The sequence below is a fragment of the Arthrobacter sp. Y-9 genome (genome assembly GCF_029690065.1).
In the GTDB taxonomy this organism is placed as follows: domain Bacteria; phylum Actinomycetota; class Actinomycetes; order Actinomycetales; family Micrococcaceae; genus Arthrobacter_E.
Map to the genome: position 1 here is coordinate 3,098,456 of NZ_CP121463.1, position 20,130 is coordinate 3,118,585.

General features: G+C 64.0%; 18 protein-coding genes. 3 read left to right on the forward strand and 15 right to left on the reverse strand.

Annotated features, from left to right (window positions below; all coding sequences use genetic code 11):
- Positions 1–58: 58 nt before the first annotated feature.
- Positions 59–976, reverse strand: a complete 918-nt coding sequence (locus P9849_RS14055; RefSeq protein ID WP_278267347.1) for a phosphoribosylaminoimidazolesuccinocarboxamide synthase — start codon at positions 974–976, stop codon at positions 59–61.
- Positions 973–2,295 carry a phosphoribosylamine--glycine ligase gene (gene purD / locus P9849_RS14060; protein ID WP_278267348.1) on the reverse strand — a complete coding sequence of 441 codons (1,323 nt, stop codon included), beginning with the start codon at positions 2,293–2,295 and terminating at the stop codon, positions 973–975. The genes P9849_RS14055 and purD overlap by 4 nt, the downstream gene beginning before the upstream one ends.
- A gap of 186 nt (positions 2,296–2,481) precedes the next feature.
- On the opposite strand from purD, the gene P9849_RS14065 reads away from it, so the two are divergent.
- Both P9849_RS14065 and P9849_RS14070 read left to right on the forward strand, forming a co-directional pair.
- Positions 2,482–3,498, forward strand: coding sequence for an asparaginase (locus tag P9849_RS14065; protein ID WP_278267349.1), 1,017 nt, complete (start codon positions 2,482–2,484; stop codon positions 3,496–3,498).
- A gap of 8 nt (positions 3,499–3,506) precedes the next feature.
- The gene (locus P9849_RS14070; RefSeq protein WP_278267350.1) at positions 3,507–3,887 is read left to right on the forward strand and encodes a sterol carrier family protein; all 381 of its coding nucleotides are present in this window, start codon (positions 3,507–3,509) and stop codon (positions 3,885–3,887) included.
- A 453-nt stretch (positions 3,888–4,340) separates the two neighbouring features.
- Here the strand turns inward: P9849_RS14070 and P9849_RS14075 are convergent, their stop codons facing one another.
- The 9 genes from P9849_RS14075 to P9849_RS14115 form a co-directional block, all read right to left on the reverse strand.
- A complete protein-coding gene (locus tag P9849_RS14075; RefSeq protein ID WP_278267351.1) occupies positions 4,341–5,141 on the reverse strand; it encodes a YqcI/YcgG family protein in 801 nt (266 codons plus the stop codon).
- 206 nt (positions 5,142–5,347) lie between these two features.
- Positions 5,348–6,055, reverse strand: a complete 708-nt coding sequence (locus P9849_RS14080) for a methyltransferase domain-containing protein (RefSeq protein ID WP_278267352.1) — start codon at positions 6,053–6,055, stop codon at positions 5,348–5,350.
- A complete protein-coding gene (locus tag P9849_RS14085) occupies positions 6,052–7,227 on the reverse strand; it encodes a hypothetical protein (RefSeq protein ID WP_278267353.1) in 1,176 nt (391 codons plus the stop codon). Before P9849_RS14085 ends, P9849_RS14080 begins: the two co-directional genes overlap by 4 nt.
- Positions 7,224–7,982: a class I SAM-dependent methyltransferase gene (locus tag P9849_RS14090; RefSeq protein ID WP_278267354.1), complete on the reverse strand. Its 759-nt coding sequence runs from the start codon at positions 7,980–7,982 to the stop codon at positions 7,224–7,226. Before P9849_RS14090 ends, P9849_RS14085 begins: the two co-directional genes overlap by 4 nt.
- 184 nt (positions 7,983–8,166) lie before the next feature.
- Entirely contained in the window at positions 8,167–9,987 is a 1,821-nt protein-coding gene (locus P9849_RS14095) for a TOMM precursor leader peptide-binding protein (protein WP_278267355.1), read from the reverse strand.
- On the reverse strand, positions 9,987–10,670 hold the full coding sequence (locus tag P9849_RS14100) for a peptidase E (RefSeq protein WP_278267356.1): 684 nt from the start codon (positions 10,668–10,670) through the stop codon (positions 9,987–9,989). Before P9849_RS14100 ends, P9849_RS14095 begins: the two co-directional genes overlap by 1 nt.
- Entirely contained in the window at positions 10,657–11,862 is a 1,206-nt protein-coding gene (locus P9849_RS14105; RefSeq protein ID WP_278267357.1) for an MFS transporter, read from the reverse strand. Before P9849_RS14105 ends, P9849_RS14100 begins: the two co-directional genes overlap by 14 nt.
- A 1,847-nt stretch (positions 11,863–13,709) precedes the next feature.
- A complete protein-coding gene (locus P9849_RS14110; RefSeq protein WP_278267358.1) occupies positions 13,710–14,441 on the reverse strand; it encodes a Pr6Pr family membrane protein in 732 nt (243 codons plus the stop codon).
- A 186-nt stretch (positions 14,442–14,627) separates the two neighbouring features.
- Positions 14,628–16,013, reverse strand: a complete 1,386-nt coding sequence (locus P9849_RS14115; protein ID WP_278267359.1) for a sugar porter family MFS transporter — start codon at positions 16,011–16,013, stop codon at positions 14,628–14,630.
- A 284-nt stretch (positions 16,014–16,297) separates the two neighbouring features.
- Here P9849_RS14115 and P9849_RS14120 point away from each other — a divergent pair, with 284 nt between their 5' ends.
- Positions 16,298–16,702 (forward strand): DUF393 domain-containing protein, encoded by a 405-nt coding sequence (locus P9849_RS14120; protein WP_278267360.1) that lies wholly within the window; start codon positions 16,298–16,300, stop codon positions 16,700–16,702.
- A gap of 140 nt (positions 16,703–16,842) precedes the next feature.
- On the opposite strand, the gene P9849_RS14125 is transcribed toward P9849_RS14120, so the two are convergent.
- The 4 genes from P9849_RS14125 to P9849_RS14140 form a co-directional block, all read right to left on the reverse strand.
- The gene (locus P9849_RS14125) at positions 16,843–18,219 is read right to left on the reverse strand and encodes an MFS transporter (protein WP_278267361.1); all 1,377 of its coding nucleotides are present in this window, start codon (positions 18,217–18,219) and stop codon (positions 16,843–16,845) included.
- Positions 18,212–18,373, reverse strand: coding sequence for a hypothetical protein (locus tag P9849_RS14130; protein WP_208186859.1), 162 nt, complete (start codon positions 18,371–18,373; stop codon positions 18,212–18,214). Before P9849_RS14130 ends, P9849_RS14125 begins: the two co-directional genes overlap by 8 nt.
- 166 nt (positions 18,374–18,539) lie before the next feature.
- Positions 18,540–19,325 carry an SDR family oxidoreductase gene (locus tag P9849_RS14135; protein WP_278267362.1) on the reverse strand — a complete coding sequence of 262 codons (786 nt, stop codon included), beginning with the start codon at positions 19,323–19,325 and terminating at the stop codon, positions 18,540–18,542.
- A gap of 56 nt (positions 19,326–19,381) precedes the next feature.
- Complete coding sequence (locus P9849_RS14140) at positions 19,382–20,116, reverse strand: aspartate/glutamate racemase family protein (protein WP_278267363.1); 735 nt, start codon at positions 20,114–20,116, stop codon at positions 19,382–19,384.
- Positions 20,117–20,130: the final 14 nt, after the last annotated feature.

Below are 20,130 nucleotides of genomic sequence, written 5' to 3' on the forward strand. Positions count from 1 at the left end.
GTCGAACCCCTCCTTCGTCGTTGCATGCGCCGGCCGGACCCACGCGGCGAGGCTGCGGCTACGCCTCCGGGTCGAAAGCGCGGCCGGTGAGCCGCTCGTAGGCCTCGACGTAGCGGGCGCGGGTCTTCTCGACCACCTCGGCGGGCAGCGCGGGCGGCGGGGTGTCCGACGACTTGTCCCAGCCCGATTCCGGGGAGGACAGCCAGTCGCGGACGAACTGCTTGTCGAAGCTCGGCTGGGCCTTGCCCGGCTCGTAGGCCAGTGCGTCCCAGAACCGCGAGGAGTCCGGAGTCAGGACCTCATCGCCCAGGGTGATGACGCCCGTGGCCGGATCGGTGCCGAATTCCACCTTGGTGTCGGCCAGGATGATGCCCCGCTTCCGGGCGATCTCCTCGGCCCGCGTGTACACGGTCAGGGTCAGCTCGCGCAGACGGTCCGCCACGTCCGGACCGACGGCGTCCACCACGGCTTCGAAGGTGATGTTCTCATCGTGCTCGCCCACCTCGGCCTTGGCCGACGGGGTGAAGATGGCGGGTTCCAGACGGGACCCGTCCACGAGCCCTTCCGGCAGCGGCAGGGAGCACACGGTGCGGGACTCGCGGTACTCGGCCAGGCCGGAGCCGGTCAGGTAGCCGCGCGCGATGCACTCCACGGGGAACATGTCGAGCTTCTTGCACAGCATGGCCCGGCCCACCACGGCCGCGGGAACGCCGTCGGCCTCGGTGGAGCCGAGGACGTGGTGCTCGACGCCGAGCTGGTCGAACCACCACAGGCTCAGCTGGGTCAGGACCTTGCCCTTGTCCGGGATGGTCGATTCGAGGACGTGGTCGAAGGCGCTGATGCGGTCACTCGCCACCACCAGGAGACGATCGGTCGGCGCGTCCGGGCCGATGGGCTCGTAGAGGTCGCGGACCTTCCCGGAGTAGACGTGCCGGTACCCCGGCAGCTCCAGGACCTCGGTGTCCAGCCCGCTCATGCCTGCTCCCCTTCCGTGGCCACGTGGCGGCCCGGCGTCCGGCGGGACGCCACCACGATCTCCCCGCGGGCGGCCTTCGCCGCGATGTCGCGGCGGAACTGGCCGCCTTCCAGCTGAATGAGCTCGATGCCGTCGTAGGCCTTCTCCCGGGCCTCCACCAGGTCATCACCCAGCGCGACGACGGCGAGCACGCGGCCGCCTGCGGAGACCACCTTGCCTTCGTCATCCAGCGCCGTCCCGGCATGGATCACGTGGACGCCTTCCAGCGCATTGGCTTTCTTGAGCCCGCGGATCCGGTCGCCCTTGCGGGGGGTGTCCGGGTAGTTCTCGGCGGCCAGCACCACGCAGACCGCGCTCTCGCGGGACCAGCGGAGGTCCTCGGCCTGGTCCAGCTCGCCCTTGGCCGCGGCGAGGAGCAGCCCGCCGAGCGGCGTCTTGAGGCGGGCCAGCACGGCCTGCGTCTCCGGGTCGCCGAAACGGGCGTTGAATTCGATGACGCGCATGCCACGCGAGGTCAGCGCGAGTCCGCAGTACAGCACGCCGATGAACGGGGTGCCGCGGTGGGCCATCTCGTCCACGGTCGGCTGGGCGACCCGGTCGATGACTTCGCCCACGAGTTCCTCGGGGGCCCAGTCGAGCGGGCTGTAGGCGCCCATGCCACCGGTGTTGGGGCCCTCGTCGTTGTCGAAGATGCGCTTGAAGTCCTGGGCAGGAGCCAGCGGGACGGTGGTCTTGCCGTCGCAGAGCACGAAGAGGGAGACCTCAGGGCCGTCCAGGAACTCCTCGATCACCACGGTGCCGCCGGCGTCGAAGCAGGCCTGCGCGTGGGCCAGCGCCTCGTCGCGGTCCGACGTGACGACCACGCCCTTGCCGGCCGCCAGGCCGTCGTCCTTGACCACGTACGGCGCGCCGAAGGTGTCCAGGGCGTCCGCTGCCTCATCGGCGTTCACGGCGACCTTCGCCAGCGCCGTGGGCACGCCGGCCTCCGCCATGACCTGCTTGGCGAACGCCTTGGAGGCCTCGAGCTGGGCCGCCTCACGGCTCGGGCCGAAGACCGGGAACCCCGCCTCGCGCAGAGCGTCGGAGACACCGGCGGCCAGGGGCGCCTCGGGACCGACCACGACCAGGTCCACCTCGAGCTTCACCGCGAGCGCGGTGGCCGCGGCCGGGTCATTGGCGTCGACCGCGTGGCACGGGACCAGCTGCGCGATTCCGGCATTGCCGGGTGCTGCGTGGACCTCCGCGACCTGCGGATCGGAGAGGAGGGAGCGGATAATGGCGTGTTCGCGGCCACCCGGGCCAAGGACGAGTACCTTCACAGACACCAAGGGTACTGGGCGGGCCTCGGGCGCGCCCAGTCCACGAGGAACGGTGACGTCCCGGTGGGTCCGGGCACGACGTGCGCTCGGCTTGTGTGCTCAGCAGATGCGGGTGCGCGGCCGAAACACCCGCATCTGCTGAGCACGCAAACCGGGAGGACCGGCGCGGGGCCATAAACTGGCGGTATGCCCCACACTTCACCCGCGACCTTCGACGCCGACTCCGCGGTGGAACTCGCCGTCCTGGAACGCAGTGGCTTCATCGAATCGCGGCACCTCGGGTCCGCCGTCGTCCTCTCCGGCGACGGCCACGTGGTCACGGCCCTCGGGGACGTGGACGCCCCTGTGTTCGCCCGCTCCGCGCTCAAGCCGTTCCAGGCGCTCGCCTCGATGCGCGCCGGGGTTCCGCTGCGCGGCGCCCAAGTGGCGCTGGCCGCCGCCAGCCACGTCGGGTCCCTGGAACACATGGACGTGGTCGAGGGGATGCTCCGGGCCGGCGGCAACAAGGAGGCCGACCTCCAGTGCCCCGCGGACTGGCCGCAGGACGAGACCGCCCGCAACTGGCTGGTCCGCACGGACAAGGGCCGCAGCCGGGTGGCCTTCAACTGCTCCGGCAAGCACGCCGCGTTCCTGTGGGCGTGCACCGAGAACGACTGGAACAAGTCGGGCTACCTGGAACCGAACCACCCGCTGCAGCGCCTGGTGGGCAGCGTGATCGAGGAGTTCACCGGCGAGCGCATCGCCCACCTCGGCACGGACGGCTGCGGCGCACCGGTCGCCGCGGTCTCCCTGACGGGGCTGGCCCGCGCGTACTCCCGGCTGGCGAAGGCCCCCGGCGACAAGAACGCCGACGCCCGTGCCGCCACGATCGCCACCTCGATGCTCGACTACCCCTGGGCCGTTCAGGGCAAGGGCGAGGCGAACACCGTGGTGATGGAGGAACTGGGCGTGATCGCCAAGCTGGGCGCCGAGGGCGTCATGGTCATGGCCGCGCCCTCCGGCGCGACGGTGGCCCTGAAGATCCTGGACGGCAACCTCCGGGCGGCGTCCCTCGTGGCGCTGACCCTGCTGACCGCTGCCGGGGCCCTCGAAGTGGGACCCGTGGCGGCCGTCCTGGAACAGATCGTGGAACCGGTGCTCGGCGGCGGGCGTCCCGTGGGCGGTCTCCGCCTGGGCACCCCCGTCATGGCGCTGCTGGGTTAGGAGCGGGAATGGCAGGCGCACGACGGCGGATCGACGTCGCGGAAGGCCAGGCGGCTCTGGCGTCATGGCAGGCTGCCCGGGCCGGGTCAGCGGACACGGCCCTTCCCCGCGCGACGACCGCCATGGCCGTACGCTACGCGCTGGAGGAGCTGACGTCGCGTGCCCCCGGGAATTCCGTGGAGGTCCGGGTCCCGCCGTTCGGCGTGACCCAGTGCATCGAGGGCCCCCGGCACACCCGCGGCACCCCGCCCAATGTGATCGAGACGGACGCCGTGACCTGGCTGGAACTCGTGACCGGAACCCTGAACTGGGCCGATGCCGTGACGGCCGGTCGCGTGGTGGCATCCGGGACCCGCGCCGATCTCAGCGAGCAGCTGCCGCTGAGCTGAGGCCGTGTCGGGCAGACGCGATGGTCCGCCCGGCGGTTGACGGCGATTCGCGGTAAGGCCCCTCAGCACCGGCTAGCCCTAGAGACTTGATGATCAGGGCGGCGAGCGCCCGTGCATCCAGAGTCCGGGGACCAGAGGATGAGTTGCAGCCGCGCCGCGCCCGCGTATTCGAATGGAGTCCTGTTCAGTCTCAGGGGCCCGCCTAAAGAAGCTTGATGACTTTGGCGCCGACGTCCTTTTCGGCCACCTGCTGCTGGGCCTGCCAGCGCCGGACGTCCTTGCTGGCAATGGATAGACCCACGAGGTGGGCGATCTCCGGATCGTCACGATTCTCGGCGGAGAATTCCGGTGCAGGGTCTGGGCGACCGACCCCCAGTCGCAGTGAAGCATTTCTCCTGCGGGGCGGCTCTGCCGACGCGAAGCCTCAGCGCTGACCCGCCAACATGGATCTGGTCACCGGGCCTCCCACCAGCGCACCGCCTCGTCTCCCTGCAGTGGCTTGACGAAACGATGGGACTCGACGGGGCTCTCGGTCAGCGAGACCTCATATCCGCGCCCCGCAGACTCGTATTTGGCCCTAATGCGATTTCTCACAGATGTGGAAATCAACCCATTTCTCCCTGCTGCTCGCAAGAATGCCGTGTCTGGTTGGAAAATCAGCACGGTCCGCGGAACCTCGAATCCATAACGGGCATGGGTCAAGGGATAGCAAGGGCCGATCGCCAACACAAAGTAGATTTCACCATGGAAAACAAACCGCCAATGAGGACTAGCTGGGTTCCCGAAGGGCGCACCTATCCCATCGCGCCGCGCGAGTCGCCGGAGAACACTATTGGTTGTTGCGCTCAGCGCATCCACGGTATTGCCATGGGTCGAGGCAAACGTCGCGACAAAACACCCGAGCGGCTCGCGGCGAACAGCGCAGGTAAATCCGGCAAGTCGCCTGCTCAAATAGTCCAAATCATCTGGATCACCTGGATCCAACTGTCGTTCGATGGACCAAGCGACGGCGGACCGTGCGAAAGAGCACTGTGTCTGCGTAGCGATTTCGCGGAAAACCTTGTGTTCAGGGTTTTCCGCCGGCGACCATGTGAGCACCTGGCTGTTCCCCGATTTAGGTACCGCAGCCTGATCCACGAACCCGGCCCGCGCCATCTGGTCTAGCGTGCGGCCAATAGACCATTTTCGTAAGCGGACTCTTTGAGTCAGACGAAGCCTGCGCCCCTGGTACAAAGTGACGAGGTCAGACAACATTCGGACAGTCTGTATGAGGTGTCCGAATTCGATCGGAGAGTCGGTAGAGCCGACGCGATTTCCTGAATGCGGAATCAGAGCAGTCTTTAACGACAGTTCGCCGAGCAGGGCCCGCAGAGACCCCAAATCGAACTCTCCTCCGCACGATTGAGCATCAGTCGCCCAGCTTCGCAAGCGCGTGGCAAGCTGAGAATCCTGGCTGTTAGTCACTTGATCGCCACCCAGCCACTGAAGTTCATCCACCGCCAGAAGCACTCGACCGAGCTAAACCCCGTCTTTGTGAGCAACTCTTCATTCCAGGCGGCCGTAACGGGCACGAGCACACCCTCGAGAGCGAGCGCCTTACGATCAACGTCTTCGCGTGTGTAGCCGTTGCTCATCTTTAGACGATGATATATTTCAACCATCAGATCATTGATTTCATGGTCACCACCGATCACCTTCTCGACCAGGACCAGCGCGCCCCCGGGGCGCAGCCCGTCAAAGAGACGATGCATCAGCTTTTGACGGTGCTCGATGGGTATGAACTGAAGAGTGAGCACCGAGAGGACAAGATCAGCTCCGCCTTCCGGTTCGTATCGGCGCGCGTCCATCTCAAGCACCTCGACGGTACTGGAACCGAATCGGTCCCTCAAAGCCGCAGCCATCGGAGCGGATGGTTCGATGGCCACGAATCGCCCGCCATTGGGATGAGCGTCCACAAATGGCGCGATTGCCTCACCCCGCGACGCACCAACGTCGACAACATGCGGTGAATCACTCAAGAACCTTCCACCTACTTGTACCACGGCGTCTCTCATGGTCTTGTAGTTTGGGATGCTTCGTTCGAGCATGTTATCGAAGGCATCAGTGACATTCGAATCGAACTTCCAACGCCCTTCGGGGCGTGTGTGATCTACTGTCGCTTCGGTCATGGTCGAATCGCCTTTCCACGTTCGCGAATGATCTTAGGTTTCGAGTCGCCATTGACTGCATAAATCGCCGGGCGCGGCCTCAACCACACATTTGCACTCGGTAGGTCGTATCCACCTGCTGCGTCGACCATGAAGCGATCCCCAGCTTTTAGATCTATTGGAGCACTCACGCCGCGAGCAAAGTAGTCGTTCTCAAAGCACATCGAGCCGACCACATCGGTGACAGCGCTTCCGGCGCGAAGGAACCGGGTCGGATGCGGCCAGAGGGTGATAGACCGCACGAGGTTGGTGCCGGCGTCGACCACAGCGATCCGAACGTCAGCCCGATGCTTCACAGCAACGACGGTTGTCACAAGAACTCCATGGTCTTCTACCAGACTGCGCCCGGGCTCTATCACAAGTGAAATAGCGGCACGATCAAGGCCGAGCTGGTCAATAGCTTGACCGACAGCTGTCGCAAACTCAGCAGGGTGGGGAAGGACGTGCCGTCGTGTCAGAGTACTTCTCGATGGGAATCCTCCGCCGATGTCGATGACGAACGGCTCTGCTTTCGATCGTCGATCTGTATACCGTTGGATCAAGGGCCCGTAGTGGCGTATGTGGGCCACAAATGCCGTGGCGTCCTCATCGTGGAATCCAGTGTTGAAATGCACTCCGGAAATAGCGACCCCACCGCGGGCGAGGATCCGGTCCGCCTCGCAGAATTCGGAGGTTGTAAGCCCAAATCGCGACGCCTCCTGACCATTGCGCAGCCCAGCGACACGGGCGGAAACTCGCGCGCCCTTAGCCAACGGACGTACGACAAGGCGTCGAGCCTCGTCCAGTGAGTCAATTTGAATACGTGCGCCGTGGCGCAACGCCAGGTCAAGTTCGTCATCTGTCTTGTGCGGTCCATCGAAGTAGATTTGCCCTCCGGAGAAGCCGTCATCAAGCGCGAGCTCCAGTTCTGAACCTGACACCACTTCGGCACCACATCCGAGCCCCCGCAGTAGTTGAGTGACAGCCGGGACCGAGTTCGTCTTGTAGGAGTAGGCCAAGACGAAATCGGGAAACTGCGCGCGCCACGCATTACGCATGCGTACCGCGGTCTCGCGAATGCCGTCCAGATCTATGATGTAGCTGGGCGTTTGATCTATAACTTCGGCGGCCGAAAGCAGCTGTGCTGAACTCAACGCTTCCTCCAGATCGCCACGCTGAGCCCTTGATACTGACGGTGAGTGTTCAACGCACGCCGAATTTCAAGCAGCCTCTCATAGGCCATCCCCAGGTCTTCGTGGGAACCCGCACGGAGAGTTGGAGAGGAGCGAATCGCCTTGGCAACTGCCCGTCGGAGTCTCCAGTCGCTCTGCACAGGGAGGGCAGATTTTCGCTCTGTGACAAGTTCGAACTCTGTTCCGAAGAAATCACGCCAGAACCTGTAGTCGCGCCTCGGATCAGGAGTGAACCCGATTGCTGAGCCGACCCGCTCAAGTACAGCGGACGGAGGGGGTGCTGTGTAGTGGAAAGAGGATACACAAAGAAGGCCGCCCGGACGCAACACGCGCGCAACTTCATTGAGCGCTTCGTGGCGTTGATGAATGAAGCCGAAGTTGCATCCTCCGAGTACGTGCGTGAATGTCTCATCCGCAAGCGGGAGACTAGCCGCGTCGGCAATTTGATACGACAACGCGGGATTCCCCTTGGCAAGCTGCCGGGCAGTCTCGATCGAAGCCTCTGAGATATCAATACCATGGATGCGAGCGGATGTGTCGGCATGAACCTCACGGCCAGAAAAGCCAGTCGAACAGGCAAGATCCAGCGCGAACGACTCACGTGTGATACGAGCATCGTCTACCCATGCATGCACCGTCTTGTGCGCACCGGGAGGAGTATTTTGTTGGCCTGTAACCCCGACGAAGTCGGGGTAAGCGAGATTTGAATCGATCACGAGTATACCTAGTTCCTTCGACGGATGCTGGGTGCCGGGGCCCCTACCGGGCCCCGGCACCGATTAGCTCAGTTGAAGCTGCCGAAATGGCTGCCCTTTACACGCACGATGCGCTTGATCTTCAGAATGATGGACTTCATTTCCTTCCTCCTCTCTTAGACTCGATAGGTGCTAACGCGCTGCGTTAGTCTGCTGGGCGCAGGACGAAAGTCATGAAGTACGGGACTCTCGTGGTTTTTGCCCAAATCTCGGGAAATTCGTGTTCCGCAGAAGCAGGCGGCCGGGGCTCCGTAATACTGACAATGTTGAATCCATGCCTAAGGAACGCGGTGGCATAATTTTCGATCGTCCGATGATATGTCCGGATGGAACGCAAGGCCATCTCTCCATTGGCGTTCTCTCGATGCTTGGTAATCGGCCCCTCGTTGAAGTACTCCTTGAGTCGGACCTCTTTGTATTCCCAGTGGTCTTTACTACCTGTTCGTATCCAGGAAGCGCCGTCTTTGATGGGGTGGGGCACTGTGATTATGGCGCGACCGGTGTTGACCGTAAGAGATCGCAAACGTTCGACCGTTGCATCAAACTGCTCTGGTCCCACGTGGTCGAGAACGTTGGAGCACATGACCAGATCAAAGGTCGAGTTCCCCACGAGCGCGTCGAGTTCCGCACCGGCAGTGACGCGCAGTTCAGGCTGACTCTCGATGCGCGACCGAACAATGTCGATCATCCCCGCGGACGGATCAAATGCTGTGACGGTCAGCCCGCGCTGGGCGAGCGCAATTGCCTGCTCGCCCGACCCGCATCCGAAGTCGAGAGCGGTGAGGGGGCCGTCACTCAGCGCCAGTCCGAGCAAGAAGCTGTCGAGAACGACTGCGTTGATCGAGTCCTCCGAGCGGGACGCTTCATAAAGGTCTTCAAGCGATGTTCGTTCCACCGCAGATCGCCACTCTTCGCGCGGCTGAGTCATCCCGCATTCAGGACAGTCCTCAAGTTTTACGAACGACTCGGTCGTTAGGCTATAGGACTGGGAGTCAAGCAGAAGCCGATTTCCAGTGGAACTGACGACGGCTCCCGTAACCAACCGAATTACCTCGTTAGCAGCCAGAGCAGCCACCAGGAGATTCAGAGGTCCATAGCTCGCAGCCTGATGCCCCAGATTGAGATTTCGCCCTTGACGTGCCGCCGATCGCTCGTCATTCGCCGGCTCGCCCTGCATCAGCATGCACGTGAAGCAGGCGCTGAGGCCCGGCAAGACGGTAGGACCGACCGCGCCGAATGCTTCAATGTAGCCTGCCGAAAGGTAAGCAAACCCGTGCTTGCGCGAGCCTTCATCAGCCCAGCGATGAAGTTCATCGGGGCTGTCTGCCGACACCACCACGACGTCATAATCAGCGAGCTGCTCGTGAAAAAGTTCGCGGGTCGCCGGCGTCGCAATACTGCGAACCGTGACCTCAGAGTTCAGCATCTGCAACCGTCGAGTGGCGGCATCGACCTTGAGTTCGCCTATGACGCTCTCGTCATAGAGAAACTGCCGCGTGAGATTGCTAAGTTCAATCTCATCGCCATCAGTGAGCAGAATCTCACCTACACCGGCAGTCGCCAACAACGTCGCGACATTGCTACCGATTCCGCCTACGCCGACGACGGCAACCTTGGCGGCACGTACTCGGTTTTGTGCCTCCTCGGCAGGCAACCCGAGCATGTCGAAGTAAAGCAGATGCCTGGCATATCGCGAACTGTCTGGGATTGGATCACCAACCACACCCGCCTCTGAGAGTTGAGCGATCACCTCTCGCCAACCCTCGGCATCGACCTCAGCGCGCCCCGCCATCGCCTCGGCGACCGAATCCGTGTCAGTCGGTCTCGAGAGCAGCTCGATGAGGACTTCAAGTTCTCCTGGTGCATCTTCGATGTCAATGGCTCTTGGCGGGCCATTTCCAATGCTAAGCGTCGTACCCGAGCGACGAACGGGAAGATATGGCTTAAGTTGGACAGGCCGGTTCATCACATTCCTTCTCTGAATTGCTGATCTGTTCGTTGGTTGACGAGGTGTGCAGAGCGCCCCTCGTGGATGCTGAACATCTCGACCGCGTTCCCATCGACGTAACGGACGGCGACACCGTCGTCGAGTCCGAGCCCTGGTGGAAGTAACCCCCGATTGATGAGACCGGAATAGATCTCTGCGCGGGCTTCCTCCGTGTCGTAGTGCGGACATAGGCTCCCGGCGAGCAGGCCCAGCCCGTCGTTCAGAGGGCCCAATCGTCCGAATGAGTCCGTCAGACAAGCTTCGAACCAGCAAGCTGCGCCAGCACTGATACCCGCGAGCACGGTTCCTCGCTCGTAAGTTTTCCGCAGAGCGGTGTCCACCTTGTGCAACCGCCAGACCTCAAGCATGTTGGCGGTGTTCCCTCCTCCCACGTAGATGATGTCCATCTGTGCAAGGAATTCCTCAATGTCTAACACGTCGCGTCGAAAAAGCTCAAGGTGGGTCAAGTCGCAGTTGTAGGTCGACAATCCGTGATAAAAACGATCTATATAATTCCGAGAATCCCCACTTGCAGTAGGAATGAAACACACACGCGGCTTCTCAGCTTCAGACGAGTCTAGGAGATATTGGTCCAGTTCCGGATATTCGTTGTCCGAGAAACCCCCGCCAAGCAAGACAATTGATCGCTTAGGAGGCTTCACTGTTGACCTCCTCTACAGAGTATTCAGGCGCCCGAAGCTCCGCGGCTTTTGGGAGCAATAGCAATAGAACAACCACGATGCTGGCGAACAGTATCGTCGCGGTGACGACAAATGTCACCGCCGTCCCAAGAAGGACAGCAATGAACCCCGCGAGAAGGTATCCAAACGGTCGGAGACTTGCGCCGCTCAGTCCTGCGACCGACGCCACGCGTCCAAGCCGATCTTCAGGCGTGGTCGCTTGCAGATATGTGTCCCAGATTGTGTCACTCAGCGCGAAAGCCGCGCCCGCGAGGAGGGCACCGATTGCTTGAAGCACAAGCGGAGCACCGAAGGCCATCGCAAACAACGCAGGTATCGTCAGAATAAGGACGAACTGCATTGCGATCATGGGCGTTCGAGGGCGGAAATGAAGCGCGATCAGCCCCCCGAGTAGGGACCCACCTCCGAACGCCGTCACCATGATTCCCCACGATTGAGCTCCACCGCCGCTTGCCAGCGTGAGAGCAGGGCCAAGTGTGAAGAACACTGCGAAGCCTGCTTGGAACAACAACGACTGCACGATCGTGGACGACAGCCACCGTGATCTAAGAACGTAGGAGATGCCTTCGCCCGCCTCTCTAACGAAGTTTCTCGGCGCATCAGTCCGCCGCACATTGGTGACGGACCAAAGCTTCGAGAGAATAGCCGCCGAGATCAAGAACGTGGCCGCGTCTACGAGAATCAGTACTCCTGGGTTCACCAGAAGCATCAGGCCGCCTGCCAGCACTGGCCCCACTAGGCCGGCGGTGCTTCCCACGATCGAGATCAAGCTGTTGGCCGACTGGAGATCGGACTTGGGAACTGTCTGAGGGATTAGTCCCGCAATCGCGGGCCGAAACATCGCAGTGGCTGAGCCCAGCATCGCTTGGAAGAGCACGACGAGCCAGATGTTGTAGTGCCCCGTGAGCAGGACGAGTCCAAGACTCGCTTGCGCTACCAACGCGACCAGATCGGCCGAGATCATCAGCTTCGCCCGCGAGAAGCGGTCCGCCCATACCCCGCCGATCAATAACAGCAATACCGGCGGGAATGTCCGCGCCATAAGCGCTAACCCAAGATCCGAAGGCGATCCGGATACCGCAAGCACCGCGAACGCTACGGCGATCAGCGAAAACTCAGACCCCAGTTTACTTAGAGCCTCAGACGTCACCACGGACCTAAAGTACGGGTGACGCATTGGAGCGAGAGTCGCGCGGCGCATGATCAAATGCCTGAACCTAGTCTTGCTCGCCGGAGTAGATCGACTTTACCCGACGGCATGCTGTCCGTGCCGTCAGCCCACTGGGTGCCACAAATACGCAATGCACCTGCCTTCCTACTCAGCGCGTGTCATTGCGCATCTCAGCCACTCTCCGGCCACATTCGCTCGCCGCTTCGAGGTTCCCTGATCAACAAGCTGGTGTGAGGCTAACACGAGACGGAATAGGATTGTCAATCGTCAAGACTGCAGGTGTCAATGCAGCCATGAGCCTTGTTTTCTCCTAGTGAATCACTGTCGTCGATGCTGCCTGCCGTCGAAGGACCATGGACCGAAGTGGTGAGCTGCGGCGTGGAGAATGGTGTAACTGCAGAAGCCCTCCGACTCGATCGGGAACACCCTGCTAGTCCTGACCGATACCGTGTTGAAGGCGGAAGCTGAAATCTTCGAAGGCTCCCCTGAGGCGCCAGCACCGTCCACAGTCCTCACTGCGGCCAATACCGGCGTCGCCCATTCCGGGCCCGCATATGGGTCAGGGACCGTGACGCTTATTGCCGCCATGCACTGGAGTACGCATCGCACGGGCCTGAATGGTTCTAGCGGGTTGCACTCGGCGCCGAAGCTGGGTGGTTTCTTCTTGGATTTCTGCTCTTCCCCCCTCCTCACAGGGCTCACTAGCTCGCTACGTCGTCAAATCTCGAGAACCCGGCCTTGGTGGCAACCCCACATAAGCCAGCCCCGGAGGAAAATGCTCCTCTGGGCCGGGATCCCCGTCGGCATGTACCGGCTCGGGGTAGACAACACCTGTCCCGCTGAAACTGCTCTGACGGGTGCAATTTGCCTGGGCGGATCGTGCCGTTTGGACGAGTAACCTCGACAACGACCACTCGCGGTCGCCAAGAGGAGAGGTCGATCCCGCCAAGCATACGATAATGCTCGTAACGTTCTTCAACAACTTGGAGGAACTCGAGGGGCAGATGAAGTTGCAGACATACCGCCAAGCGCACACCCAAGCCCTTCTTCCGGATCTGGAGTTCACAAAGGCCACGGCCCAAGGTTCGATGGGTTTCAGCCCCGCCCGGTACAGTTGATGCCCACCCCCGGTTGTTGACTATTTCGAGAAGCACTGTCATTCCCCCGGCACTTCCCACCCAGGCATGGATACTGGTGTCCTAAGGCCTGTCCGGCAGGAACACGTTATACATGACTTTCTGGCTTGATATCACGGTGACCGGCGTCAACGACGGGCGGTTGCTGCGTGATTCCCTGGGTGGATCGGCCGGGGCGCTTGAAGCGCTCAGCGGGGTTTCCGCCCACCGGACGGTAGAGGCACGGCGTGCGGAGTCAGCTGTGAACGGGCATGCCGCCCGACGCGCCACCCGAGGCCCAGGCCGTCGGGGACATCGACATCATCGAAGCACTCGACTGCTACGGTGCCTCACAAGTCGAAGCTGAGAACGGCTGCGTCCTCGTCGAAGGGGCTACCCTCTCCACGGAGACGTCGTCTAGCGGTGGAGGAACTTCTGGACCAGCTTTGCTGGTCGTCGGTGACAAGCAGGAGGCGTTCGGTGTCCATCGGGTCGGCCAGAAGATCGTGCGGCGCGCCGCGTCTCACGAGAGGCGGCTTCGAGTCCGCGAAGGCGTGTCGCACTACGACATCGACCTCCAGTCCCACGGTGGGATAAGCGCCGCAGGCACCGATCCCGTTTTTCACGCGGTATCTGTGACGGGCGCAGGGGCGTCCCCGGATCGTTATCCGGTGACGCGAACCTAGGTGCGAATGGCCATCTCCAGGACAGGCTTCACGCTTCGACGGTCCCGCCCGGCTGGGCATCCGGCTGCGCGTCCGGCTCCCGGTGCTGGTGCAGATGCACCCGCGAGCCCGCCAGCCGCGTGGACAGCGCCGCGGCGGCCACGAACACGAAGGCCGCCACCGCGATCACCACGCTCATGACCGCCACCTGCCCGTACCCGGAGATGCGCGGATCGAGGAAGGGATAGGGGTACCAGTCGACGAGCGGGCCCCGGACCAGGCTGTACGCCAGGTACAGCGCGGGGTAGGCGAGCCAGATGAGCGCCGCGCGCAGGCCGATCCGCGGGGACGGCAGATCGACCAGCCAGTCGATGACCGTGATGGTCGGGATCGTGTAGTGCAGCACCACGTTGACCCAAGGCAGTGACGTGTCGACGTCGATGTCGGACAGCAGGAGGCTGTAGACCACGCCCGTGATCGAGATGTAGACGGTGGCGGCGCCCCGGAGATAGTCCAGCGAGCGGGCGCCCCTCCCGCGCCACGCGGCGACGGCGGCGATCGTCAGCACCACCACCACGATCACATTCGACTGGATGGTGAAGTAACTGAAGAAGTTGCTGACCTTCCCGGGCGGCGTGCGCAGCAGCAGGGCGACCAGTTGCGTCACGATGGCGGCCAGCCCCAGGAGCGCGAAGAACGCACGGAACAGCGCCAGTCCGCGGTTGACGGGGGCGGCCCGGTGGGCGGCGTCGTTGCTGTTCACCCTGCGATTCGTGTCCACACTGCGAGTCTAGGTCCGCCCGGCCGGAACGGCGAGGGTTCCGGCGTCCTCAGACTCTCTCTGAGCGTGAGTGGCGAGGCGCGCTCAGCCGCTCCCCTCCCCGGACACGACGACGGCGGCGCCCCCTCGGCGTGAGGGGGCGCCGCCGTCGTGGTGCGGACAGTCGTGCGGGCTGAGGGGCGAGGGCTAGCGCTTCGCTTCCCAGCGGCCGCCGTTCTCCCAGAAGATGCGGATGTCCTCGAGGTTCTTGCCCTTGGTCTCCGGGGCGAACTTGTAGACGAAGCCGAACGCCGCGAGCGCCAGGAGGCCGAAGACCAGGAACGTCCCGACGCCGCCGAGGCCGCTGAGCATCGGCAGGAAGAGGAAGCCGACGATCACGTTGGCGACGAGGTCGCTCGTGAGCATGACCGAGGAGCCCAGGGAGCGGAGTCGGGCCGGGAAGCTCTCGCCGGCGTAGACCCACACCAGGGCGCCGAAGCCGAACGTGAACCCGACCGTGAAGAGCAGGACCCCGATGAAGCCCAGGGCCGTGAGGATGCCGCCGAAGCTGCTGCCGCCCGCGATGAAGACGCCCACCAGGAGGACGTTCGCCGCGATCATCATGGCGATGCCGCCGAGCAGGATCGGACGGCGTCCGACGCGGTCCACGAGGGAGAGCGAGATGAAGACGGCCACCAGGGCGACGGCCTGGACGAGCGCGGGCAGGCCCAGGATGGCGGCGTTGCCCTCGAAGCCCATGGACTTGAAGAGGATGGGGCTGTAGTAGACGATCGCGTTGATGCCGGTGATCTGGATGAAGAAGCCGAGGACGACCACGAAGATGGTGGCGCGGAGGTAGGGCCTGCGGAGCATCTCCTTGAGGGCGCCGCCCTTCTCCTCGCTCAGTGCGGCCTGCATGTCGGCGATCTCGCGGTCGATGTCCGCGTCGGGTTCGATGTTGGCGAGGGTGGCGCGGGCCTCGGCGATCCGGCCCTTCATGACGTACCAGCGGGACGTGTCCGGGATGCGGATCACGAGGAAGAAGACGAGCAGGGAGGGGATGGCTGCGAGGCCGAGCATCCAGCGCCAGGCGCCGGCGTCGGACAGTGCCCAGGCCACGAGGTACCCGAGAATGATGCCGAACACCGTGGCCACCTGATACGCCACGAGCATGGCGCCGCGGATTTTCGCCGGCGAACTTTCCGCCACGAACACCGGGACCACCACGATGGAGACACCGACGGTCAGGCCGAGGAACAGACGGGCCGCCACGAGGACCTCGAGGTTCGGGGTCAGGCCGCTGAGCAGGGCGAAGACCGCGTAACCCGCGGCCACCAGGACCATGGAGAGCTTGCGCCCGAGCTTGTTGGCGAGCACGCCGCCGAGCAGGGCGCCCACCACCTCACCGATGACGACCGTGGTGGTCACCAGGCCCAGGCCGGCGTCGTCGAGCCGGAACTCGTCCTTGAGGAAGAGCAGCGCGCCGCCGATGTTGGAGGAGTCGTAGCCGTAAATGATGCCGACCGCGGCGGCGGTAATGCCTGCCAGGAGCCCCGCACGGGGCGTGCTCCTGATGTCCTGGATAAGCGACACTGCATCTCCTGAAGGTTGGGGACCGATCCGGCCCTTGCAGTCCTCGCGGCCGGGGCCGGGCGGGGACCAGAGGAATTCTGTTGCCCTCAGTCTACGCAGAGTGTGATTGATCTCGCACTATTGAAGGCGATATTGATCACAAAAAATCATCATTGTGTGGTTTTGATCACTTCGAGGGGCGGGCGGAATCACAGACTCACACTTCCGCAAGCGGAGTTACGATGAGAGCAGGCCACGCGCCCGGATCACCGGAGCCGCGGGCCGCAAGGACGACGGGGGTTCTCATGGACGCGGTGTTCGACGGGCAATGCGGGTTCTGCACCCGAGCCGTGGGCTGGGTGCGCCGGCTGGACCGCCACCACCGGATCGCCTTCCACCCGTTCCAGGATCCTCTCACGCTGGACGCCTTCCGCCTGAGCCACGAGGAGGCCCGGTCCGCCGTCTGGGCCCTGACCGACGACGGCGGTCGCCACGCTGGCGCCCGCGCCATCGCCGCGATCCTCGACACCGCCGTGGGAGGCCGCTTCTTCGCCACCTTCTACCGGATCCCCGGCATCGGACGCCTCCAGGAGGCCGTATACGGCTGGGTCGCCGCCCACCGCTACCGGCTGCCGGGCGCCACTCCCTGGTGCACGGAACACCCCCAGGACTGCTCCGCCGCCGTGCCGGGAGCCGGCTGCGCGCTCTGAGGGACACTGCTCTGAGCCGGTCCGATTCGCGTTAAGCCGGCCCGACTCGCCTCAGTCGCGGGACTGACAGCCCACACACCGGAACGCCCCAGGGGCGCGGTTCACACCGCGCCCCTGGGGCGTTCTGCGAGCGAAGGGCCTCAGGCAGCCTGCTCCGTGAGAGTCGCCGGGTTCGGCGGGATGGGCTCGATCCGTCCGAGGACCACCGTGTAGAAGATGATGCCGATGACCAGCATGACGCCGGCCACGACGAACGCCATCGCGAAGCTGCCCGTGAACTGGACGATGAAGCCGGTGACGATCGGCGCCGTCGTGCCGATGATGTTGTTCACGGTGTTCATGACGGCGCCCGTGGCGCCCACGGCGCCTTCCGGGGCGATCAGGGCCGGCAGCGAGTTCGTCACGCTGAAGGCGATCGTGATTCCCGTGGTCCCGAGGGTGATCCACACGAGCGACCAGAAAAGGTCCGTGGTGAACGCGGTGCCCGCGATCGTGATGGCCAGCAGCATGCCGCCGATGATGAAGACGCGGCGGACGGTGGTGCTGGACTTCCCGTTCTTGATGAGGCGGTCGAGCCACCAGCCCGGCAGGGCGTACTGGACGATCACGGCGAACAGCCACGGAACCGCGGTGACGAGGCCGGACTTGGCGACGTCCATGTGCATCTGCGACTGCAGGAAACCCGGGAGCCAGGTGAGCAGCATCCATTGCACATAGCCGGCGCAGCCGAGACCGAGCGACATGCCCCACACCTTGCGCTGGCGCAGGATGTAGCCGAGGTTGTTGAGGGGGTTGGGCTTGGGGGCGTCCTCATCCTGAGCGCCACCGGAGACGATGTGCTCCAGTTCGGCGTCGCTCAGCTTGCCCTTGCGGTTCATCTCCTTCGGGTCCCGGTAACGGATGAAGAAGACGGCCGTGTAGATGAGGCTGAGGACACCGATGGTGATGAACGCGCCACGCCAGCCGAACATGGCCACGGCGGCGCCGACGATCGGGAAGCCGATCACATTGGACAGGCGCTGGCCGCTGTCGAAGATCACGGTCGCCATGCCGCGCTCGGACCGCGGGAACCAGTAGCCGGTGGTCTTCATGGCGCCCGGGAAGATCGGGGCCTCCGCGAGGCCGAGGATCAGTCGGGCGACCAGGAGCAGGCCCATGCCGCTGACCGCCGCGGTCAGGAAGCAGGAGATCGCCCACAGGGTGGTCGCGACCCGCATGACCCATTTGATCCCGATCTTGTCCAGCAGCATGCCCATGGGGATCTGCATGATGGCGTAGGTCCAGCCGAAGCTGCCCAGGATGATACCGATCTGGCCTTCGGTCATGCCGAATTCCATCCGCATCTCGTGCTCCGCCACGGACATCGAACTGCGGTCGATGTAGTTGATCAGGACCGCGAAGAAGAGCAGGATGCCGATCGACCAGCGGACCATGCCCCTCCTGCCCGCCCGAGCGATGTTCGCCGGAAGCGGCGTGGTGGCCGAGTTCTGATCATCGGCCCTCTGGATGTCAGACATGGCGTCCCCCCACCGGGACGCTCGGGCTGAATCGCCCGATCGTGAGACCTGCGACGACGGCGATCAGAATCTGGAGGAAGAGCGGCCGGCGCTGCGGCGTCTTCGTCCGCGGGGCCGAACTCGCCTTCAGCTCCGCTTCGGTGGGGATCTTCATGTCCTGAACCATTCTCTTGGGATTGCGCCCGGCTTCCGGGTGAACCCCAAGGTAACGAAGATCACATCGATTCCACAAGGGAATAATTTGTTTCCATCATGTGAAAACAGTAATATCCGCTTTATTCGGAATGGCTCATAATTTCAGGCCCACCGCGAGGGACCTTCTAACCCCGCCCGACGAAGGGCATTCCGGCCGCCGTCACCAGCAGGCTGCCCACCGAAGCACTCGGCGGCATCGACGCCATGAGGAGCACCGCGCGGGCCGCGTCCTCGACCGGGAACATGGGCTCCACCTTGCGCGAACCGTCCGCCTGCAGCGCTCCGTCCCCCACGCCGATCACGTCCATGATCTCTGTGCGGGTGTTGCCGATGTCGATCTGTCCGCAGGTGATGCCGAACGGCCGGCCGTCCAGCTCGATGCTCTTCGTCAGACCGCTGATGGCGTGCTTGCTCACGGTGTAGGCCACGGAGAGGGGACGGGGAGAATGGGCCGAAATCGAGCCGTTGTTGATGATGCGGCCGCCCTGTGGCTCCTGTTCCTTCATCACGCGCACCGCCTCGGCGGCGCAGAGGAACGATCCGGTGACGTTGATCCGCAGGGTCTCCTCGAAACCCGCGGCGTCCACAGCGTCCACCGCCCCGCTGGGGCCGAAGATCCCGGCGTTGTTGAACAGGACGTCCACCCGTCCGAAACGCTCGCGGGCCGCGGCGAAGAGGCGCGCGACGTCGTCGGGGACGGTCACGTCGCAGGGCGCCACGAGCGCCTGGGGCGAGCCGGCCGCAGTCTCCTCGAGCGCGGCGGCCCGCCGCCCGGCGAGCACCACGCCCCAGCCCTCGGCCAGGAAGAGGCGCGCGACCGCGCGGCCGATGCCGGACCCCGCTCCCGTGACGACCGCGATCCGTGCGGGGACTCCGCCGGTCGTCTGGGCTGCGCTGTCTGTGCTGTTCATGATGCCGTGGTGTTCATGATCGATCCTGCTCTGCTGGAACCGGGCTGTACTCGGGACTACCGTACGGGACCCTGCGTGATGGGCCAGCCGATGACGGTCTTGGGCCGCGGCGTCGCGTAGGTGCGGACCTTCGAGGTGGACAGGCCCAGCCGCACGAGCGATTCGGCGATCAGCACGGCCGCGGCCACACCGTCCACCACCGGAACGCCGCAGCGCTCCCGGATCTGCTCGTCGAGGTTCGCCATGCCGCCGCAGCCGAGCACGATCACCTCGGCCTTGTCCTCCGTGACGGCGAGCTCGGCCTGGCGGACGATCGCCTCGACGGCGCGGTCCGGATGTTCCTCGAGTTCCAGCACGGCCATGCCGCTCGCGCGGACCGAGGCGCAGCGGTCATCCAGGCCGGCCAGCTTGAGCCGGTCCTCGATGAGCGGCACGGCCCGGTCCAGCGTGGTGACCACGGAGTACTTGTGGCCCAGGAACATCGCGGTGCTCGCGGCGGCCTCGGTGATGTCGACCACCGGGACGTCGAGCAGTTCCTGCAGGCCCTCCCGGCCGTGCTCGCCGTAGCCGGCCTGCACGACGGCGTCGAACCCGCCGTCGTAGTTCACGACCGAGTCCATGACCGCGATCGCGGCGAGGTAGCTTTCGAAGTTCCCCTCGCAGGAATCTGCGCCGAACCTCGGCGTGATGCCCACGATCTCGGTGTCGGGGGCGGCGACGGCGCGGGCCTGCGCCGCGATGGAGTCCGTCATGGTCTGCGTGGTGTTGACGTTGGCAACCAGGATTTTCATAGGTCTCTCCCCAG